Origin of the sequence: Caviibacter abscessus (genome assembly GCF_001517835.1) — a bacterium.
Lineage (GTDB): Bacteria > Fusobacteriota > Fusobacteriia > Fusobacteriales > Leptotrichiaceae > Caviibacter > Caviibacter abscessus.
In genome coordinates, this window is the sequence record NZ_LOQG01000032.1 from 43,531 (window position 1) to 66,261 (window position 22,731).

The window sequence follows — 22,731 nt, forward strand, 5'->3', positions numbered from 1 at the left end:
ATAGATAGGGACAATCTTTAAGGATTGTCCTTAATTTAAAAATGGGGAAAAAATGAAAAAAACTTTTAAATTGACTCCATATACACAGATATTATTATCGTTTGCCTTAATAATATTAATTGGTGCTTTTATATTATCTTTACCTATATCAAGTGCGGATAATATGAGTAAATCATTTATTGAGTCACTTTTCACATCAACTTCGGCAGTTTGTGTTACAGGACTTACAGTAAGTGATATAAGTGTAAGCTATAGTGTATTTGGTAAAATTGTAATAATCATTTTAGTTCAATTGGGTGGACTTGGAATACTTACTTTTTCTTCAATGATAATATTACTTTTATCAAGAAAAATGGGTTATTATACAAAAAAAATAGTAAGTGAAGATTTAAACTATAACATAATAACTGAGATACCTAGTTATCTAAAAAGAGTATCATTAGTTGTTTTTTCTATTGAGTTTGTAGGAGCAATACTTCTTTTTACTCAATATATAAGGTCATATGATTTGAAAAAAGCGATAGCTTATTCAATATTTCATTCAATATCTGCTTTTTGTAATGCAGGATTTTCACTTTACTCAAATAGTTTGGAATCATATTATGCAAATACTTCAATAAATATGATAATAATATATTTAATAGTGCTTGGTGGACTTGGTTTTGCAGCAATTTTGGATTTATACAATGCAAGTATAGGTATTAGAAGAAAATTGTCATTAAGTACAAGACTTGCGATAATGATATCTGTTTCTTTAATTATATTAGGTACAGTTATAACCTTTATAATTGAATATTCAAATCCACAAACAATAGGTAATTTAACGTTGCCTGAAAAGTTTATTGTATCACTTTTTCAAAGTGTAACTACAAGAACAGCAGGTTTTCAAACTATAAATCTTGCTTATCTTAAAACACCAACTATATTGCTTTATATGTTCTTAATGTTTGTTGGAGCATCTCCTGGTTCAACAGGTGGAGGAATAAAGACAACAACTTTAGGAATAATGATATTTGGTATAGTAACTGCTGTAACAGGTAAAGAAAATATTGAATATGAAAAAAGAAAATTATCTTGGACTTTATTTAACAAGGCAACAGCCATACTTATAGTCTCAATCTTGTATATTTTCATAGCAATATTTTTACTTTCTGTGTTTGATAGCGACAAAACATTTTTATCATTAATGTTTGAGTTGGTATCGGCTTTTGGAACTGTAGGACTTAGCATGGGTATAACGGGACAATTATCAATTTATTCAAAATTAATAATAATATTAACTATGTTTATTGGAAGAATTGGACCTTTAACAGTTCTACTTGCAATTTCAAAGAAAAAATTAAAAACAGGTAAATATAAATATCCTGAAGAAACAGTGCTTATAGGATAAGAGGAGAAAAAATGAAAAACTATTTAGTAATAGGACTTGGAAAATTCGGTAAAACAATAGCTAAAACTTTATATGAAAATGGAAATACAGTTCTTGCAATAGATACTTCATCAGATTTAGTACAACAAGTATTAGATGAGGGAATAGTAGAAGATGCTATTGTAATAGATGCTACCGATGAAAATGCACTTCAAAACATTGTTAAAGATAGTTTTGATACAGCATTTGTATGTATAGGAACAAATGTACAAGATAGCATACTTGTAACACTTATGTTAAAAGATTTAAATGTAAGTAATATAATATGCAAAGCAAAAACTAAAATACAGGGTAAGGTATTAGAAAAAGTTGGAGCAACACAAATTGTATATCCTGAAGAATCAATGGGAGCAAAAATTGCTTATTCTGTTATGAATCCATCAGTAGTAGAATATTTTAATTTCTCTGATGAATATTCAATATTTGAAATAAAATTACCTAAAAAGTTTGTAGGACAAACTTTAATGCAACTGGATTTTAGAAACAAGTATTCAGCCAATGTTATAGCTGTTAAAGATAAAGACGGCAAAATTGATGTAACACCTTCACCTAACTATTCATTTACTGAAAATGATACCTTAATAATACTAGGTGAAACAAAAAAAATGGGGGATATGATAGAATAGTGAAAGATTATGATGTAATTGTTGTAGGTGCAGGACATGCCGGTATTGAAGCAGCTCTTGCAACTGCAAGATTAGGACATAAAACTGCAATGTTTACAATAACACTTGATAATATAGGAATGATGAGCTGTAATCCATCTATTGGAGGTCCTGCAAAAAGCCATTTAGTTAAAGAAATAGATGCTTTGGGCGGAGAAATGGGTGTTAATATGGACAAAAGTTTCGTTCAAATGAGAATATTAAATACTAAAAAGGGACCTGCTGTAAGATCACTGAGAGCTCAAGCGGATAGAAAAGAATACGCAAGAAATATGAAAAAAACTGTTGAAAATCAAGAAAATTTAGATATTATTCAAGATATTGTAACAAAAATAATAAGTGAAAACGGAGTAATAAAAGCTGTCAGTACAAAAAATGGATTAACATTTAATACAAAAAAATTAATACTTTGCACTGGAACGTTTTTAAATGGTCTTTTATACATAGGTGATAAAATCATTGAAGGTGGAAGAATGGGAGAATTAAGTGCTAAAGAACTTACATCATCACTTTTAAATTTAGGTCTTGAAGTTAGAAGATTTAAGACTGGAACATCACCTAGAATTGATAAAAGAACAATAGATTTTAGTATACTTGAAGAACAAGAAGCTGAAACATCAAAAATTTTAAAATATTCAAACAGAAGTAAAGATGAAGATGTGTCTAAAAGAGCCCAATTATCTTGTTATTTAACAAGAACAAATCAAAAAATGCACGACATAGTTTTAAATAATCTTGATAAAGCACCTCTTTATAACGGAACTATACATAGTACAGGGCCTAGATATTGTCCATCAATAGAAGATAAAATTGTAAAATTCAGTGATAAAGATTCGCATCACCTATTTTTAGAGCCAGAAGGTTTTGATACAAGTGAAGTGTATATAAGTGGACTTTCAACAAGTTATCCTGCATCTTATCAGCAACAAATGGTAAATACAATAAAAGGAATGGAAAATGCAAAAATAATGAGATATGGGTATGCAGTAGAGTATGATTTTGTTGATGCAAAAGAACTTGATTATACTTTAGAAACTAAAAAAGTTAAAGGTCTTTATCTTGCAGGACAAATAAATGGTACAAGCGGTTATGAAGAAGCTGCGGCACAAGGACTTATGGCAGGAATAAACGCAAGTTTAAGTTTAAAAAATGAAGAGCCCCTTATACTATACAAGGATAGCTCATATATAGCCACTATGATAGATGATATAATAACAAAGCAAATCGAAGAGCCATATAGAATGTTTACAGCAAGATCAGAATATCGTTTAATATTAAGGGAAGATAATGCTGATTTGAGACTTTCTGAATATGGATATAAAGTGGGACTTGTAAGTGAGGATGAATATAAAAGAGTTCAAAATAAAAAGAAAATAGTGGAAGAGACAATAGAAAATTTAGGTAAAACTTATGTTGGTACAAGTAATAAAATATTTTCGGAGTTACTTGAAAAGTATGAAGAAACCGTAAAAAGTGGAGTAACTTTAAAAGAATTTTTAAGAAGACCTAAAGTAAGTTATGAAGATATTAAAAATATTGCAAGTATAATGAATTTGGAATATGAACTTGAATTTTCAGATGATATAGAATATCAAATAGAAGTAAGTATTAAATACGAGGGATATATAGCAAAAGCAAAACAAATGATGGAAAAAAATAAAAAATTGGAAGAAAGAAAAATTCCACTTGATTTTGATTACAATGCTATGAAGGGTATAACAAGAGAAGCAAAACAAATGTTAAATAAGAAAAGACCATATACATTGGGTCAAGCATCAAGAATTTTAGGAGTTACCCCTGCGGATATATCAGTTTTAATAATGTATTTGGACGGAAAATTAAAATGAATGATAAATTAAATATATATTTAGAAATGTTAATTGAAAAAAATAAGGTAATGAATTTAACAGCAATAAGAGAAAAAGAAGATATAATAGAAAAGCATTTTATGGATTCATTACTTTTAAATGATCTTTTAAAAAAGGAAGATAAAAATATAATAGATATAGGTACAGGAGCAGGTTTTCCAGGTCTTGTATTAGCCATAGTAAATCCTGATAAAAATTTTTTATTAGTTGATTCAGTTAAAAAGAAAATAGATTTCATAAATGAAGTTATAGCAAAATTAGAATTAAAAAATGTTAAGACTTCAACAAAAAGGGCTGAAGAATTAATTGAAAATATGCGTGAAAAATTTGATGTTGGCCTTTGTAGAGGTGTTGCAAACCTTAGAATAATTCTTGAGTATGAAATACCTTTTTTAAAAGTTAATGGAAGATTTTTGCCACAAAAATTAAATGATGGTGAATTAAAAGACTCTGAAAACGCAATGAAATTACTTAGTTGTAAATTGACTAATATACATAGATTTAACTTACCTAACAGTAAAGATGAAAGAGTAGTTTTAGAAATAAAGAAAATAAAAAAGACTGAATTAAAATACCCAAGAAAAACGGGTATACCTGTTAAAAATCCATTATAGCTCATATTCTTGAAAAAATAGTTGAATTATAGTAAAATAATATAATGTAAAATTTAATGGAAGCTGATATATATGAAAAAAGCTAAGATAAATACAATATTAATAACGCTATTACTTTTATTTCTCACATTTGTTTTAACGTGGATAAATATTGATAAAACGGCAGAATATATTTTAGATGATATTATGAAAACCAATGTCAAGATTGGTTCAATAAAATTTGAAAAATATAAAATAGTGGCAGAAAATATTGAGCTTAAAGACTTAAGCAATGAATATGTAGGTTTTGTAAAAAAAGCATATGTTTATCCTAATCCTTTTTTAGTATCAAGAGTTTCTCTTGTTAAGATTAAAGGTGGTAATATAGTAATCAAACAGGGTGAAGATTGGCAACTTAATTTAAGTAATATTTTAAGACACTCTAAAACGCCATCAATAAAAAGAGTGAGTAATATTGGTATTGTTACTTTTGAGGATATAAATGCAACGTATATAAATACAAAGTATGAACAAAAGATAGAAAAATCGTTAGGAAATGTACACGGAATGCTTATTTCAAATATGAGTGACAACATTAAATTGTCATTAACTGGAGAACATAATAACGAGAAAATGTCTTTTGGTTATACGAATATACCTTTTGTAGGTAAAAGCGTTTTATCATTATTTAGTTTTAAAGATGATAAAGATAAAAGTTTAAAAGATAAAAAAATAAGTTTAGGTTTTGAAAATGCAACTTTTACACAAGAAGCGGCACAATTTTTACCTTTTGAGTTATATGATGCAAAGCTAAATATTTTAAATGGAAATTTTGATATAATATTATCAAAAAATAAAGAACCTTTAGAGCTTTACGGTAATTTAAAAGTTGAATGTTTAGACTTTAAATACAAGGACTATGATAAGATTTTTAAAAATATAACGGCAAATGTAAAGATGAATAAACATTTGGTTGATGTCAATGTATCAGCGGATATTGAAAAGAAAAATGTCAGTATAGATATTAATTCAGATATAAATACAAAAAAATTAAATGCAAAAATAAAATTTGATGAGTTACCATACGAGTATCTAAATAAATATTCTTTGATAAATAAACAAAATTTAAATTTAAAAGGTAATGTAAGTGCAGATATACTTTTCAAATTTAATTTGCAAAATGAAAATAAATTAGAAGATATATCGGGGACTATTAAATCAAAAAACATTGAAGCATCAGGAATTAATTTAGAAAATATAGACATAAATTTAAAAAATGGCAAGTTAAAAGGTAAAACACATATAGTAAAAAAATCATCTATTAATATTGATGAATTATTAGAATTTAATTTAAATGTTGATTTTAATAAAATGCTTGCGAATGGTAGGGTTAATATAACTAATTTTACAAAAGAACTTGAACTTGATAAAATTAGTGTAGATGTTGAAATGAAATCGACAAATAAGATGTCGGCAAAAATAAATTCAAACCAAATATCAGGTCTTTTAACTTATGATAATAATAAAATTACGCTAAGTGCTGAAAGTAAAAAAACAATAAACTTTAAGTATAATAGTATTGATTTGTCAAATAATTTTAAAATTAAAAGTCTGGTATACGATACGAATAACAAGAAATTAATGTCTGATATAGATGTATCAACTCTTGTAAACGGATATGATGTAAATGTAAAAACTAATGCAAAAATAAAAGATAACGCCTTATTTCTTAATTCAGATGTTATACAAGGAAATAGCATAGTAAAAGTTACTGGAAACACTAATAGTAAATTTGAACATAATTACAATATAAATGGAAATTTACAATTTGAAAAAATAATGGAAATATTAGGTATTGATAAAAAGATAAAAGATGCGAATAAATATATTCCACTTAATTTTTCAGCTGTTTTAACAGGAAAAGGAAAAGATTTAGATGCGAAATTTAATATAAGTTCAAATTATATAAACTATATAAGTGAGTTTCAAGATATTAAAATTAGCGGAAATATTACAAATATTTTAAAAAATCCTAGTGCATTGGCAACAATTAATACAAAAGAAATATGGAAAGCATATCATAGATTAAAAAATATTAGTGCAAATATATCATATGAAAATAAAAAATTATTAGTTAATAATATACAAAATGAACATTTATCTGGAACGTTAGTTTATAACCTAGACACAAAATCAATAAATGCTGACTTATTTTTAAATAAATACATGGTTTATACTACAAATAAGTACATAGATATAAACACAAATATATCAAAACTTCATATTATTGCAAACGGTAAATTAAATGACTTGGAAGCTAAAATAAATTTAGGCAAATCTTTTGTCATAATAAATGGCGTAAAAATGGGTTATTTAGTTTCAGACATGAATATGAAAAATAGTATATTATATATTGATAATATGACTTTAGATGATAATAATTTAAAGGGAACATATGATTTTAACAGCAAGCAAATAGATATAAATGTTACTATATCACAGCAGTTGCAAAAAATATTAAATACGACTTCACTTAAAACGGATATACAATCAACAATAAACTTTAAAGGTACACCAAATAATGTAAGTGCGTATATGGATCTTTATTTAAAAGATATATCATATAAATCATTAGAAATACCTAATACAAAACTTAATATTGAATATACAGGCGGAAATATAACAAACTTATTTAGAACAGGAATATTAAACGTTAAAGAAATATCGATACAAGGTAAAGATGGAGCAAACTTATTTAAAACAAATGCTAAATTTAATTTAGCAAATTTAAATCTTAATTATGATATTAAAAATAAGGAATTTGACTTATCAAAACTTGGAAAAGAATATGACGGTAAAATTCAAGTAAGAGCAGCATTAAAAGGTAATTTAGATGATTATTATGCAGAAATAATGTTAAATTCAAGTAATATGAAATTTAAAAATAATAATATTAAGGATTTAACTTTAAGTTTACAAGCTAATAAAGATGGTATAAATATAGGGCAAGGGTATTTTGAATATCAAAATAATCCTGTGCTTATTGAAGGATATATTATACATAAACCATTAGATTATGATATAAGGGTAGTTGCAAAAGACTTTGATTTAAGCTTTTTAAAATTGCTTAATTCAAATATATCACAATCTTCGGGTATGGCAAATATAGACTTTGTTGCTAATAAAAATAGTCATACAGGATCAATAAAAATTGATAATTTCAATTTTAAAACTAAAGATAAAGATTATGATATCAGTAAATTTAATGTTGACCTAAGCTTTATTAACAAGGACATAAACTTTAACAAATTTAACGGTTTATTCAATGGTGGAACTGTAAATATATCAGGTAGTTTAACATTACCAAATGTATCTGATGATTTTATGCAAACTAGAAGATTAAAATTAGGTAAATTTGATTTAAATATGAATGCAAATAACATGTTGATAAAATATAAAGGGAATAAAGCTATTCTTACAGGTGATTTAAATATTAAGGGAGAAAATATTACAGGTAATATTATTATAAACTCCGGAACAGTGTCATCATTATCACTTATTGATAAGAAAAAGAATAACAATACAAATGTAAAACAAGGATACATAGATACATTTATTAATGAAGTTATAAACAATTTGTTAAAACAATACTTGGTTACAATTGATTTAGAAACTTCAAAACCTATAGTTATAGACGTACCTACATATCTTGTTGCAAAAAATATAATGGGAGAGTTAAGTGCAAAATTAACTTTAATATATGAAAATGGACTACCACATATTTATGGTGATGCTAATGTAACTAAGGGTTCATTTGATATAAATAATAATGTATTTTCTGTAGAACAATTTGAACTACAGTTTTTAAATAAAGTGGAAAGTACAATAATTAATCCATATATTAATTTAAGAGCAACAACACGGGTAGGAAAAGAAAATATTGAGGTGAGTTCTGTAGGCTTTATTAGTGAAAAAAATATCCAGTTCAAATCTGATTCCGGTAAATCAAGAGATGAAATCTTGGAGTTATTAACATTTAGAGGATTTAAGCTTAATACAGAAACTGGACTAAGTTTTGGTAAAAACGTGATAAATATAGCAACAGAAACAGCGGTAAATCAATTGTTTAGTCCAATAACAAACATGATTGGAAAAACAATAGGTCTTACAAAATTTGATATAAATGCTAATATTGAAGACAAAGATAAATTAGAACTTAATAATTTATTAAATAATACTTCGGCAGATATATATCTACAAAGTAGGTTAATTAAAAATAAAGAAATTTATTGGAATACAAAGGCTTCATTACCATTTAATGGAGATTTAAAGAGAATAAAATATGATTTATGGATATCATATTTATTCAAGGACTCATTTGGTGCTAATATAGGAATTAAAGGACAAAATGGAAATGAGTTCAATCTTAAAAATATTCATTTCTACGGTGGTATTAATTACTCTAAGAAATTTGATGATTTTTCTGACTTTTTTGATAATTTATCAAATATCTTTGATAAGAGAGAAACTTTGAAATAAGAAAGGATTAGTAATTATGAATAAAAAATTAGGATTTGGGCTTGCCGCCGTAATCTCTATTATGTCAACGGCGAGTTTTGGAATTGAAAACATGAAAATTACTAAAATTGAAGTAAAAAATTTAAGAGAATTAACAAAAGAATATGTATTATCAAGTATACCGGTAAAAGTTGGAGATCAATATGCAAATAAGGAATTAAGTGATATATATTTAGCACTTCGTAATACAGGAGTGTTTTCAAATGTAAATATCTATCCTACAATAAATGGCTCAGAAGTATCATTACTACTTGAAGTAGACGAAGTAAATAATGCAAAAGAAGAATTAGCAAATAGACAAGCAATTATTAATGCATCAAAAAGAACAGATTTAATTGTAAACAGTGTTAAAGTTGTTGGAAATACTGAGGTTGATTTAAAAGAAATTTTAGATGCTTCTTCTGTAAAAGTTGGAGAGTATTTTACTCCTATAACTGTAAATGTACTTGCTAATGCAATTTTATCAACAGGATATTTTGAAAGTGTAAAACCTTCTGTTGATAGAAATGGTAATACTAAAACAGTTAATGTAAAATTTGAAGTAAAAGAAAATCCAAAATTAAAAAGCATAACTATTGATGGTGTTACAGCATTTACAGTAGAACAAATAAAAGAAGTTGCAGGACTTATTGAAGGTAAGGTAATAAATGCAAATGCACTTAATCCTAATACAAGTCCTATTCTTGAACTATATCAAAAATACGGTATAGTAACTGCAAGAATAATAGATGTGAAATATAACGACGGAAATATACAAATGAAAATATCAGAAGGAAAAATTAATAAAGTAACTTTTGGTAAAACAGTTCAAAAACAAGATGGTAGAAGATTTAGTGAAAGACAATATACACTTAAAACAAAACCATATGTATTAGAAAGAATGACAACTCTTAAAGAAGGTGAAATTCTTACTAATCAGAGTATAACTGAAACTATACAAGAGTTCTATAAAACAGGATTATTTAGTTCAGTTGAACCTAAAATAGAGGGTGTAGCAAATGATCCAAATGGTAGAAATGTAACTCTTATACTTGAAGAAAGACCATCTACATCAATAAATGGACAAGTAGCTTATGAAACAAAAGAAGGATTTACAGGAGGTATAACACTTTCAGATAAAAACTTCTTAGGTAATCAACAAGAAATATCATTACAAACAAATTTTGGGACAAGAGGAAACTACGATTTAAGTTTTTCATTCTTTGACCCTTGGATTAAAGGAACTCCAAGACTTCAAGTAGGAACTAATGTATTTTTCAAAAGAGAAAAAGCAAGAAAAGCAGACCTTGAAAAAGATGGAGAGTTGCCTTCAATACTTGAAAATGTAACAAGAATATCAGGTTCATATGTATATGGAGCAAGTGTTACACTTGGTAAAGGTGTTGCAAGAAACACTTTCCTTTCAGTAAAACCAAGAATATATGGAGTAAGAAGTACCAATGCTGAAGAACAACAAAAAGTATTAGTAGACTATACTTTGGGTTCAGTTGCAACAACTGTAATTTACGATTCAAGAAATGACTCATATTTACCAAGAAGTGGATTCTATTTATCAGCAACGTATGAATTAGGATACATATTTAGAGATAAGAGTGTTAAGCCGAGTTATCTAACAAGAAAGAAAGAAGAATTAAAAAATTTATATGAAGGAAAGAATGATACTAAGAAAACTCAGAGCATGAATGTTGCTGGAAGTAGTGTTAATAATAAGAACGGAAATAATGATGCTGAAGCTCTAAAAAAAGCAAAAGAAGAATATGATAAAAAAATTAAAGAAAATAAAAATTCTAAAGACTTAGAAGAAGCAAAGAAAAAATATGAAGAAGAAGTGAAAAAATTCAAAGAAAAGAATAATGGTAAAATTACTTTAGGTGATACTAGTAACCAAACCTTAAATCACAGATTCTTCAATCGTTTCAATGTTGACTTTAGAGCATATCATCGTGTGTACAAAGATAAAAATTCAATGGCATATAGAATAACTTTAGGTTATGCAAATGAAGGTACGCCTGAAAATCTGATGTTTAGGGTAAATGATGGAACCACGTTAAGAGGTTATAATGATGAAGCTACCAATGCCATATTTACAGCAACAGCAGAAAATAGAACATACATCAATAACTATATACAACTAGTAGCATTTGGAGAACTTGGATTAAATTCAAAACCAACTGGAACGAATTCAACTACTGGACTACAACAATATACAGCATTTAAAGATATATTTAAAAAAGAAAACTTAAAAATTGATTTAGGTTTAGGTGCAAGAATAACTACACCGATAGGAGTAATAAGACTAGATTATGCTTGGCCTTTAATTAATGCAAATGGAAATAGCAAAGGTAAATTCTCATTTGGATTTGGTCAAACATTCTAATATATATTAAGGACTAGCAGATGTTAGTCCTTACTTTGATAGAAGGAGAAAAATGAAAAAAACAAGTAGGCAAGGGAATGCACATTCATTAGTTGTGGGAGTATCTGTTTATGTAGCAGTTTTGATAACTTATTATTTAGCATCAAAAAATGTTAGTGTGTATTATCTTAAATTTGATAAATTCGCTATATTTTCAGCAGGTATTTCAGCAGCTATAACATCGCATTATGATGGAAAGAAAAGTACAAAAACAGGCTTTGATAGAGTTTGGGGAACAACTTTAGGGATAATAATAGGTTATCCTGCTACAAAACTTGTTATGTACTGTTTTACTCATTTTCCCTACCCCCTTATATTCATTCCACTTATAGCCGGAATAGGTACATATTTAATATTTAAGATAGGGTATAAGTTTTTAGGTATACCGACGCCTTCGGTCGGAGCAGTTGCATTTTTGGGGTTAGTAATACAAAACCCTGTAAATACAACAGAACTTTATTTATTTGGAAGATTTACTGCAACTCTTATTGGGGTAATAGTGGCAGTATTGGTAGCTTGGACAATTAATGTTATGAAAGGATTAAAATAGAAATGAAAAAAAACATACTGTTTGTTTTAATGTCAATTATTTTATTCAGTTGTGGAATTAGCCCTGAAAAAACTGTTGATACATTTTTGGGAAGTGTTAAAGAAAAGAAAATAGAAGAAGCTATTAAATATACAGATGATGCTGAATTTGCGAAAAATTTAGAAATTAAATATGGTAATCAAATACAAGAAACATTCTTTAATGCTTTGTATAGAAATTTTAATTATGAAATTCTTAATGTTGCGGTTCAAGAAGATAAGAGTGTTATTGTAAATGTTTCAGTAGAAAATATTGATGTACAAAAAGTATTTCTTGAAGTGTTTCAATCAATGTTTAAAAAAGCATTTGAAGGAAATGCTGATGTTAAAATTGAAGATGAATTGTCTAAAGTACTTAAAAATCCCAATTTAGCAAAAATTAAAGTTGTGGATCAATATGTATTAGTAAAAAAATCAGGTAAGTATAAAATAAAGCTTACAAGTCATAATGTTGATAAAATCTTTGGAGGATATTATTCAACAATATCAAATTTAACAAATCTGGGAAGGTAATAAAGAATAATAATGAGTTCAAAAGTATTAATAGGAATAACAAAAAATGTTAGATTTGCAATAGCAGATACTACAGAAATAGGAAATAAAGCTTTAGAAAAATATCCTACAGAAGCATTTATGTGCAAAACAGAATTTGAGTTAATAACTATTGCTTCTTTATTATCAGGAAATGTTAAAGGGGATAACACAAAATACAGTATAGTTGTTAAAGGAGACAAACTATTAGGAAATTCCAAAGTTAGAAATGGTGCAAATGGGAAAATAATGTCAAGTAGCCGTTTTAATCCTGAACAATTAACAGAATTTTTAGATGCTATAAAAAATGAAAATATTGATAAATTTCATGAGTTATATACCATGGGTAAAGGTGTAGTATACTTTGAATCAGACTATGGTTTAAAATTCCCGTATGTAACGGAAATAGAACTTGAAGAAAATGATAGTATGACAAATGTAATAACTGATTTTTATGAAAGATCAGATCAAATACCTACTATCATATCTACATCTGTTTTAGAAAGTGAAGACAATAAAGATGTGTTATTTATGGGAGGTATATTAATACAATTATTGCCTAGCGGAGATAAAAAAGTATTAGAAAAACTTAGAAAAAAAATTGATATGATACATAGTGTACCTGTTTTATTAAAACATAATTTTTCACTTGAAAAAATTGCAGAAATACTTTTTGAAAATGTAGATAAAAGAACAAAAGCAAAAAATATTGAGGATTACAAAATACTTGAAATAAAGGATTTAGAATATACTTGTGATTGTTCTCGTGAAAAATTTCAAGATTTATTAACAAGAATAAGTACAAAAGATGAACTTCTAAATATGTTAAAAGAAGATGGGAAAATAGAAGCTGTTTGTAGTTTTTGTGAAAAACCATATATTTTTCTGGATTATAAAGAGTTTGAAAAGTCGTTAAATTAAGAAAGTTCAAGTTAAAATAAGGAGAAAATTTGTGAACGATATTTTATATGCAACGTTAGATAATGTAAATGTTATTAAAGTTTATGGGAAAGCAACTATGAAAAATAGTCAAGCTGTACTTGATTTATTTGAAAATTCAGATAAAATCGTTATGCTTGATTTAAGTGAAACAACATACATAGATAGTACATTTTTAGGATTAATTGCTAAATATACTATGGAATATATGCAAAAATATAGTGAATATTTAAGTATAATAAAGCCAACAGATGAAGTATTAACAGCATTAAAGCAAACGGGTATACTTAAATTTATAGTAATTATTAATGAACAGATTACTATAAATGGTGTTAAAGTAGAGAATAATAATTTTACAAATTCTAACATTCCAAAACATATATTGGAAATGCACGAAATATTAGCCGGTCTTAATGAAGAAAATGCAATAGTTTTTAATCCGGTAGTTGAACAATTAAGAAAAGTGGTGGAAAAATGAGAGTATGTGTAATATATGGTGGAATTTCAACAGAAAGAGAAGTTTCTATCAAAACAGGAATGGAGATTATAAAAGAACTGGATAAAAATAAGTACGAAGTTTTAGAGCTTAGAATAGATAAAAAAGAAGATATATTTAAAATTAAAGACATGAATGTTGATTTTGCATATATTGCATTACATGGAGCATTTGGAGAAGACGGAAGTGTTCAAACCATACTTGATACTATGGGAATAGCTTATAGTGGCTCAAAAGCTTTAACAAGTGCTATATGTATGGATAAGGAAGTTGCAAAAAGAATAGTTGAAAGCCATGGTATAAGAACAGCTAAATATGTGTTAATAAGAAAAGGTGAAAGTTTTGAATATCCAAAACATTTAGGTAATAAGGTTATAGTAAAACCTAATAGCGGTGGTTCAAGCATAGGTATAAGTTTTGCTACAAATTTACAAGAACTTGAAAAAGCTTTGGAAGAAGTATTTAAAATTGATAATGAAGCATTAGTTGAAGAAGTTATTGAAGGAATAGAAATATCAGTTCCTATAATTAATGGGAAAGTTTATTCTCCAGTTAGAATAGATGCACTAAAGTCAACTTTTTTTGATTATAATTCAAAATATGATAAAGATGGTGCAAATGAGTATGTATATTTCTTTGAAGAAAAAGTTCAAAAAGAAATAAATAAATTTACTGAAAAAATATATTATGCAGTTAAATGTAAGGGATACGCAAGAATAGATTACCTTATTAAAGACAATAAAGCATATATGATAGAGATAAATACTTTACCTGGCATGACAAGTACAAGTTTATTACCTAAGAGTTTAGCATATTCTGGATATAGTTATTCACAGATATTAGATCTTTTAATAGAGGTAAGTAAATGAAAAAAATAAGAAGATTATTTTATGAAATAGAATACTTTGATGCAAAATATCCATATTTTAAATACATAATTTTAACAATATTATTAATTTATGTTTTTAGAGGCAGTAAATTTACAGAAACATTAATTACAATTATAGTATTAATAATAAGTGTAATTTTGCATGAAATTTCACATGGTTATGTTGCATACTTATTTGGCGATGATACAGCAAAAAGAGCAGGAAGATTAAGTCTTAATCCTTTAAATCACGTGGATTTAGCAGGATTATTATTACCTGTTACTTTAATAATTTTAAGATCTCCTATAATAATTGGTAGTGCAAAACCTGTACCTGTTAATTATTATGCTTTAAGTAGAAAAAAATATGCTGTATTTTTTGTAAGTATAGCGGGAATATTATGTAATTTATTATTAGCGATACTTGGTTTTATTTTATTTAAAAATATAACGTTTATACAAGGAACTTTTTTTGGAGAAATTTTAATAGCATTTACAATTCAAAATTTAGTTCTTGTAGCATTTAATTTATTGCCATTACCACCACTTGATGGAAGTAAGATACTTCTTCAATTTATACCAAAACTATATGGTAAAATCTATTATTTCTTAGAATCAAATACTATAATTTCATTTATTTTGCTATATCTTGTATTAAGATATACAGATATATTTGATAGAATTTATTATTTCCTTTTATATTTGATAATATAATGAAAATAATTGAAAAAGAAGAAATAATAGAATTTGTTGAAAAAAAGTCTAAATTTATAGGGTATATAAAGCCTGTAAAAAGTGTAAAAGAGGCTCGTGAATATATTGAAAGTATTAGACAAAAACATAGTGATGCCACTCATAATGTTCCGCTTTATAGAGTTATAGAAAATAAAGTAGAATATTTTAAATATAGTGATGACAATGAACCAAATAATACTGCCGGAAAACCAATGGCGGATATAGTTGAGAGAAAAGAAATATATAATATAGCTATGGTTGCAACAAGATATTTTGGTGGAGTTAAACTTGGTGCGGGAGGACTTATAAGAGCATATGCAAATGTTGCAAAGTTACTTATAAACAAAGTTAAAATTGAAGAGTATGTTGAAAGATTTTATGTGATATTATTATTTGAATATTCAAATTTATCACATATTGAAAGAATAATATCTAGTAATAATATGGAAATTATAGAAAAAAGTTACTTAGATAAAATTAGTTTTAAGTTATTTATTACCAAACAGGAAATAGAACTCTTTAAAGTAGTAAATAATATAGATATAGTTGAACTATAAGAAAGGAGTTCTATGAGAAGACAGATAGTTGCAATTGTTGGAAGACCTAATGTTGGTAAATCAACATTATTTAATAAATTAATAGGTGATAGGGTTTCAATAGTAAATAATGAGCCTGGGGTTACAAGAGACAGACTTTATAGAAATATTGAATGGTTATCTAAAGAATTTGTGCTAGTTGATACAGGTGGATTAGAACCAAGAAGTAACGACTTTATGCTAAAAAAAATTAAAGAACAAGCATATGTTGCTATTGATGAAGCAGATGTTATTATATTTGTTGTTGATGGTAAAGCAGGAATTACAGGGCTTGATGAAGAAATTGCAAGTATACTTAGAAAACAAGATAAAAAGGTAATAGTAGCTGTAAATAAAATAGATAATTATTTAAAAGATAAAGATAATATTTTTGAATTTTACGCACTAGGTTTTGAAACAGTTTTAGGAATATCGGCAGAGCATAAATCAAATTTTGGAGATATGCTTGATGTGGTTGTTTCTAAATTTGATTCAAATAAAACAGATAATATTGAAGAAGGACTTAAAATAGCAGTTTTAGGAAGACCAAATGCAGGGAAGTCATCATTTGTTAATAAAATTTTAAATAAAGAAAGAAGTATAGTAAGTGATATAGCCGGAACAACAAGAGATAGTATAGATTCAAGTTTTAAGTATAACTCAAAACCATATACAATAATAGATACGGCAGGAATTAGAAAAAAATCAAAACTAGAGGACAGTATTGAATATTACAGCGTATTAAGAGCCGTAAAGGCAATTGATAGAGCAGATGTTTGTATACTTATGTTAGATAGTACAGAGCTTGTGACAGAACAGGATAAAAGAGTTGCAGGACTTATTTTTGAGGCTAAAAAGCCAATTATAATTGCTATTAACAAATGGGATTTAGTAGAAAAAGATAATAATACAGTTAAAGAATTTACAGATAAAGTTAAAGCTGAAATGCCATTTCTTGATTATGCACCAGTAATAACAATATCTGCACTTACAGGAAAAAGAACACTTGATGTAATAAATCTTGTTTCTGATATTAATGAAGAGTATAATAAAAAGATATCAACAGGAATTTTAAACCAAGTTCTTGCAGATATGATAGCACAAAATCCTGTTCCAACAAGAAAAGGTAGAGCGGTAAAAATAAATTATGCTACACAAGTTGGAGTTGCTCCACCTAAATTTGTATTTTTCTCAAATAATCCGGAATTAGTTCATTTTTCATATAAAAGATATATTGAAAATAAATTAAGAGAATATTTTGGATACGAAGGTTGTCCGTTAGATATAGTATTTAATAAGAAAAATGAGGATAGATATTAATGAGACTTTTAATACAAAGAGTAGACTATGCAGATATATTAATAAATAATACTGAAAAAAGAAATATAAAAAAAGGTTTATTAGTATATGTTGGAGTAAAAAAAGAAGAAAGCCAAGATAGAGTTTTAAAAGCTGTTGATAAATTATTAAAACTTGGTTTTTTTGAAAATGAAGAGGGGAAATTAAAGAAAAGCATAGTTGATATATCTGGAGACATATTGGTAGTTCCAAATTTTTCTTTATATGCAACCTCAAAAAAAGGAAAAACTTTAAGTTTTGATGGAAGTGCTAATTTTGAATATGCAAATAAGATATATGATGAATTTATAGAAAAACTAAAATCACAATATAAAAATATTGTTACCGGAGAATTTAAAACACAAATGGATACAATTTCAAAATCAAATGGACCTGTTAATGTAATCCTTGATTTTTAGGAGATTTATATATGAAAAAAATTAAAATCATGATATTATTTATTTTCCTTATAACATCAATAACAACAACTTTTGCAGATACGAATAATTGCAGTGGTATAGATTGTTTAATAAATGAAGCACAGCAAGAAGAACCTGATAATTTTGATAAGGAATATGTGCATGATGAGGCATATATACAATTAAAGCAATATGAATTGGTTGACAGTTTATCAAATGCTTATGAACAAATTGATAATTTAATATTATATAATGAGCTTATGAATAGTTTTTCAGATTGGAAAGGTACAAAATACCAATGGGGTGGCGATTCAAAGTCAGGTATAGATTGTTCAGCACTTACAAGAAGAGTGTATAGAGAAGTATTTGGATATGAGTTACCAAGAGTTAGTGTGGATCAAGCAAAACAAGGTAAAATTGTTAGTAGAGCTAATTTGAAACCTGGAGATGTGCTATTTTTCAGACCGGAAAATAGAGTAAACCATACAGCGGTTTATGTAGGTAATTCCTTGTTTATAAATGCATCATCTTCACAAGGCGTAATTTTATCAAGTTTAGATAATAAATATTGGGGAAAATATTTTAAATATGGAGTGAGAATAGAAAAGGCTAGAGATACAACAAGTAAATAAAAACATCTTGACAAATATATTTTAAATTTTATATAATAGTTTGTATTATATGTAATTGAATGAAAGGAGTTCCTTAGAATGGCAGTACCAAAGAAGAGAACCTCTAAAGCAAAAAGAAATATGAGAAGATCACATGATGGAATATCAGCACCAGCAATTATTGTTGAAGCAGATGGAACAGTAAGAAGACCACATAGATTAAATTTAGAAACTGGGCTATATAGAGGAAGACAAATAATAACAGAAAAAGAAGAAAAAACTGAAGAATAATTAATCCTATCCCTATTGGGTTAGGATTTTTCTTTAATGGAGAATTTTATGGAAAAAAAATATCTTTTATTTTTAGGATGGATAGTGTTTTTCTGTGCATTTATAACAGAATTTATACAAAAATATTTTTATTTGGACACTCATTTATATTTTTTTTATACGCCACTATATATCTTAGCGTATGCTGTTATAGGTTTACCTATTTTAATAAAAGCATATATAAGTATAGAGAAAAAAGATTATTTCAGTGAATATATATTAATGACTATATCAACTATTGCTGCGTTTATAATAGGGGCCTTTGAAGAGTCAAGTGCTGTTATGGTTTTTTATACAATGGGAGAATACTTTTTGGAAAATTCAAAAAGATTGTCAAATAAAAATATAGAAAATTTGTTAAAATTTAAAGTTAAAACAGTAGATAAAATAAATAATAAAAATAGTGAAAATATTTTGGTTGAAAAAATAAAAAAAGGTGATGAAATAATAGTAAAAGTTGGTGAGCAAATACCTATTGACGGTTTTGTTATAAACCAAGGTGGATATATAAATCAGGCAGTTTTAAGTGGAGAATCAAAACCTAAGGAAGTTGTGACTGGAGATATTGTATATGCCGGCAGTATAAATTTAACAAATATATTAAAAATTAAAGTTATTAATGAATATACAGATTCTACGTTATACAAATTATATTTACTTACAAAAGAATCACTTAATAAAAAGACTAAAGTTGATGAGTTTATAACAAGTTTTGCTAAATGGTATACCCCTATAGTAATCTTATTATCCATCTTAATACTTATCATTCCAACACTTTTTTTTCAAAATGTTGATGTTGAAAAATCTATATATAACAGCATAGTTTTATTAATAGTAGCTTGTCCTTGTGCATTGGTTTTAGCTATACCTCTTACTTATGTTAATGCAATAACTAATTTGGCAAAAGAGGGAATACATATAAAAAATATAAATATATTTGATAAAATTTTAAAAATCAATACGCTATATTTAGATAAAACTGGAACTTTAACAACGGGACAATTTGAAATATCTAAAATAGAAGTGACAAATGAAGAAATACTTGAGTATATATATGTATTGCAAAAATATTCAAATCACCCTATATCAAAAAGTATAGTCAAATATTTAAAATATATAAAAACTGATAAGACTATAATAAATTATGAAGAAATATCAGGATTAGGTTTAAGAGCTACAATTGATAATCATAATGTACTTATTGGAAATCGCAAACTTATGGTGAAAAATAATATAAGCGTCAAAGATAATGGAAGTATATATGTTGCTATTGATAATGTTATAGTTGGTAATATATATGTTTTTGATAAATTAAAAAATGATAGTATAGAAGCAATTGATATGATTAGAAGTTCAGGGATAAAAGAAATATCAATGCTTACAGGAGATAATAAAGAACAAGTTGAAAAAATTAAAAAAAGTATACATTTAGATAATTATTTTTATGAATTATTACCTGAACAAAAATTAAAACTTATGGAAAATAAGGACATAATTTTTGTAGGAGACGGTATAAATGATGCACCTGCAATAGCAAAAGCTAGTGTAGGAATTGCCATGGGAATAAGCGGAAGTGATATGGCAATAGAAAGTGCTGATGTAGTATTTAATAATGAGTCTTTAAAAGGGGTTGCATATTTAAAGAATATATCAAAGGAAATAAAAAGTATAATATATCAAAATATATCAATTATTATCTTTGTTAAGGCAATAATAATTATACTTGGAATGCTTGGCAGTGCAAAATTATGGTTAGCTGTGTTTGGTGATGTAGGGGTATCGTTTGTAGCGATGCTAAATATAAAAAGAATGAAAAAATTTAGGTAGTTTGCATTATTTTGTTAAAGTATTTGCAAAAAATATGCAAAAATGATATCATTTAATCAAGAAAATCGTATAAGCCTTTTAAAAGTGGTAAAGGCGTTTCTACCTTAGAGCCATTAAATCTAAGACTATGATAGAGAAATACTCTTTGTTTTTCTATTATAAACGGTTTTAATAAAGAAAAAAGGAGTATTTTTTTATTGCTCCAAAAGGGAGGATTAAATGTTAAAACGTTTTGGTAAATTCAGTTTAAGAACTGAAATTATTGCAGGAATAACGACATTTCTGACGATGGCATATATTTTAGGGGTAAATCCAGCTATATTATCAGCAACAGGTATGCCAAAACAATCAGTATTTATTGCGACTGCTCTTTCAGCAGGAATAGCTTCAATATTAATGGGAATTATTGCAAATTATCCAGTTGCACTAGCACCAGGTATGGGAGTTAATGCTTTCTTTACATACACAGTAGTATTAACTTATGGTTACACTTGGCAAGAAGGACTAAGTTTAGTTTTCTTATCTGGTATTATTTTCTTAATTATCTCATTAACAGGTGTAAGAAAAAAAATAATTGATTCTATACCTTCATCATTAAAACAAGCAATAGGGGCAGGTATAGGTTTTTTTATTGCTTTTATAGGTTTAGTTAATTCAGGAATAATAGTTAAAAATGAAGCCACTTTAGTTGGTATAGGAAATCTTAGAAATCCTTCAACGCTACTTGCTATAGTAGGACTTCTTATTACAATATATTTAATGAGTAGAAATATTAGAGCAGCTCTATTTTTCAGCTTGATTATAACATCAGTTATAGGTTTAATATTAGGATACATGGGATATGAAAATATGCCGTATTTCTCAAATGTTGTATCTGTAAATTTCAAATATGAAACATTTGGTTCATTTTTACAAGGATTTAAAGGAATAATAGGTAAAAAAGATATATTTATAGTTGTATTTACGTTCTTATTCGTTGATTTCTTTGATACTGCCGGAACGCTATTAGCAATATGCGGTAAAATTGGATTAGTTGACGAAAATGAAAATGTAGAAAATATAAATAAAGCATTACTTGCAGATTCTACAGGAACAATAATAGGATCAGTTCTTGGAACTTCAACAGTTACAAGTTATATAGAATCAACAAGTGGTGTTGCAGCTGGAGGAAGAACAGGAGTTACAGCAATAACAACAGGAGCTTTGTTCTTGCTTTCAACTTTATTCTTTCCATTACTAACGCTTATTACACCAAGCGTAGTAGCACCTGCATTAATATGTGTAGGAATATTAATGGCAACACAATTATCAAATATAGATTGGCATGATTTTACAGCTGCATCATCAGGATTTTTCACAATAATTATGATGATATTAGGATATTCAATAGCTGATGGTATTGCAGCAGGATTTATTGTATATGTTATAACAATGATAGCAAAAGGTGAAGTAAAGAACATAAAAATAACGGTTTGGTTCCTTACAATTATTTTTATACTTCATTTTTCGTTATTAGGATAGTTATTTATAATAAACGTTTACCACACAAATTATTAAATCTCAAAGTTAAGGTACAAATAACAATTTATTTGTGCCTTTTCTTTTTATATAATTTATATAAATAATGTACAATCATTCCCAATTTATCTGGCCTAAACAATTAAACTTAAAATTTTTATGGAAAAAATAAAAAAAGTCCTTGACAAAAGGAAATGAGTTTGGTAATATAAGATTTGTCAACTGGAAAACAGGGGACGAAGGACAATGAAAGAATAAAGAAAAGCAAACAAGATGTTAAGAAATAAAAAAGAAGAGACACAAAAGGTGTTGTGAAAAGAAACAAGGGAATAAAAAACTTGAAAAGAAATAAAGAATGAAGAGTTTGATCCTGGCTCAGGATAAACGCTGACAGAATGCTTAACACA

At 26.9% G+C, this 22,731-nt stretch carries 19 protein-coding genes and 1 riboswitch; all 19 genes read left to right on the forward strand.

Annotation, left to right across the window (positions count from 1 at the left end; genetic code table 11):
- The first annotated feature begins 52 nt into the window (after positions 1-52).
- The 19 genes from AWT63_RS04385 (at position 53) to AWT63_RS04475 (ending at position 22,327) form a co-directional block, all read left to right on the forward strand.
- Positions 53-1,390: a TrkH family potassium uptake protein gene (locus tag AWT63_RS04385; protein ID WP_068268604.1), complete on the forward strand. Its 1,338-nt coding sequence runs from the start codon at positions 53-55 to the stop codon at positions 1,388-1,390.
- An 11-nt stretch (positions 1,391-1,401) separates the two neighbouring features.
- Positions 1,402-2,055 (forward strand): potassium channel family protein, encoded by a 654-nt coding sequence (locus AWT63_RS04390; RefSeq protein ID WP_068268605.1) that lies wholly within the window; start codon positions 1,402-1,404, stop codon positions 2,053-2,055.
- On the forward strand, positions 2,055-3,941 hold the full coding sequence (gene mnmG / locus AWT63_RS04395; protein ID WP_068268606.1) for a tRNA uridine-5-carboxymethylaminomethyl(34) synthesis enzyme MnmG: 1,887 nt from the start codon (positions 2,055-2,057) through the stop codon (positions 3,939-3,941). The genes AWT63_RS04390 and mnmG overlap by 1 nt, the downstream gene beginning before the upstream one ends.
- Positions 3,938-4,576, forward strand: a complete 639-nt coding sequence (gene rsmG / locus AWT63_RS04400; RefSeq protein WP_068268607.1) for a 16S rRNA (guanine(527)-N(7))-methyltransferase RsmG — start codon at positions 3,938-3,940, stop codon at positions 4,574-4,576. Before mnmG ends, rsmG begins: the two co-directional genes overlap by 4 nt.
- Before the next feature lie 72 nt (positions 4,577-4,648).
- Complete coding sequence (locus AWT63_RS04405; protein WP_068268608.1) at positions 4,649-9,094, forward strand: translocation/assembly module TamB domain-containing protein; 4,446 nt, start codon at positions 4,649-4,651, stop codon at positions 9,092-9,094.
- 16 nt (positions 9,095-9,110) lie between these two features.
- Positions 9,111-11,510: a BamA/OMP85 family outer membrane protein gene (locus tag AWT63_RS04410; protein WP_068268609.1), complete on the forward strand. Its 2,400-nt coding sequence runs from the start codon at positions 9,111-9,113 to the stop codon at positions 11,508-11,510.
- 52 nt (positions 11,511-11,562) lie between these two features.
- Complete coding sequence (locus AWT63_RS04415; protein WP_068268610.1) at positions 11,563-12,099, forward strand: FUSC family protein; 537 nt, start codon at positions 11,563-11,565, stop codon at positions 12,097-12,099.
- 2 nt (positions 12,100-12,101) lie between these two features.
- On the forward strand, positions 12,102-12,650 hold the full coding sequence (locus AWT63_RS04420; protein WP_068268611.1) for a hypothetical protein: 549 nt from the start codon (positions 12,102-12,104) through the stop codon (positions 12,648-12,650).
- A 12-nt stretch (positions 12,651-12,662) separates the two neighbouring features.
- Positions 12,663-13,589 (forward strand): Hsp33 family molecular chaperone HslO, encoded by a 927-nt coding sequence (locus AWT63_RS04425; protein ID WP_068268612.1) that lies wholly within the window; start codon positions 12,663-12,665, stop codon positions 13,587-13,589.
- A 31-nt stretch (positions 13,590-13,620) separates the two neighbouring features.
- Complete coding sequence (locus AWT63_RS04430) at positions 13,621-14,085, forward strand: STAS domain-containing protein (RefSeq protein ID WP_068268613.1); 465 nt, start codon at positions 13,621-13,623, stop codon at positions 14,083-14,085.
- Positions 14,082-14,972, forward strand: coding sequence for a D-alanine--D-alanine ligase (locus tag AWT63_RS04435; protein WP_068268614.1), 891 nt, complete (start codon positions 14,082-14,084; stop codon positions 14,970-14,972). The genes AWT63_RS04430 and AWT63_RS04435 overlap by 4 nt, the downstream gene beginning before the upstream one ends.
- Entirely contained in the window at positions 14,969-15,685 is a 717-nt protein-coding gene (locus AWT63_RS04440; RefSeq protein WP_068268615.1) for a site-2 protease family protein, read from the forward strand. The genes AWT63_RS04435 and AWT63_RS04440 overlap by 4 nt, the downstream gene beginning before the upstream one ends.
- Complete coding sequence (locus AWT63_RS04445; protein WP_068268616.1) at positions 15,685-16,263, forward strand: IMPACT family protein; 579 nt, start codon at positions 15,685-15,687, stop codon at positions 16,261-16,263. Before AWT63_RS04440 ends, AWT63_RS04445 begins: the two co-directional genes overlap by 1 nt.
- Positions 16,264-16,275: 12 nt before the next feature.
- Entirely contained in the window at positions 16,276-17,601 is a 1,326-nt protein-coding gene (der, locus tag AWT63_RS04450; protein ID WP_068268617.1) for a ribosome biogenesis GTPase Der, read from the forward strand.
- Positions 17,601-18,038 carry a D-aminoacyl-tRNA deacylase gene (gene dtd, locus AWT63_RS04455; RefSeq protein ID WP_068268618.1) on the forward strand — a complete coding sequence of 146 codons (438 nt, stop codon included), beginning with the start codon at positions 17,601-17,603 and terminating at the stop codon, positions 18,036-18,038. The genes der and dtd overlap by 1 nt, the downstream gene beginning before the upstream one ends.
- A gap of 11 nt (positions 18,039-18,049) precedes the next feature.
- Positions 18,050-18,670 carry a C40 family peptidase gene (locus AWT63_RS04460; protein ID WP_068268619.1) on the forward strand — a complete coding sequence of 207 codons (621 nt, stop codon included), beginning with the start codon at positions 18,050-18,052 and terminating at the stop codon, positions 18,668-18,670.
- Positions 18,671-18,748: 78 nt separating this feature from the next.
- Positions 18,749-18,940, forward strand: coding sequence for a 50S ribosomal protein L32 (gene rpmF, locus AWT63_RS04465; protein WP_068268620.1), 192 nt, complete (start codon positions 18,749-18,751; stop codon positions 18,938-18,940).
- A 48-nt stretch (positions 18,941-18,988) separates the two neighbouring features.
- Positions 18,989-20,806, forward strand: coding sequence for a heavy metal translocating P-type ATPase (locus AWT63_RS04470; RefSeq protein ID WP_068268621.1), 1,818 nt, complete (start codon positions 18,989-18,991; stop codon positions 20,804-20,806).
- Positions 20,807-20,851: 45 nt separating this feature from the next.
- A riboswitch (purine riboswitch) is annotated at positions 20,852-20,954 on the forward strand.
- 71 nt (positions 20,955-21,025) lie between these two features.
- The gene (locus AWT63_RS04475) at positions 21,026-22,327 is read left to right on the forward strand and encodes an NCS2 family permease (RefSeq protein WP_068268622.1); all 1,302 of its coding nucleotides are present in this window, start codon (positions 21,026-21,028) and stop codon (positions 22,325-22,327) included.
- Positions 22,328-22,731 lie beyond the last annotated feature (404 nt).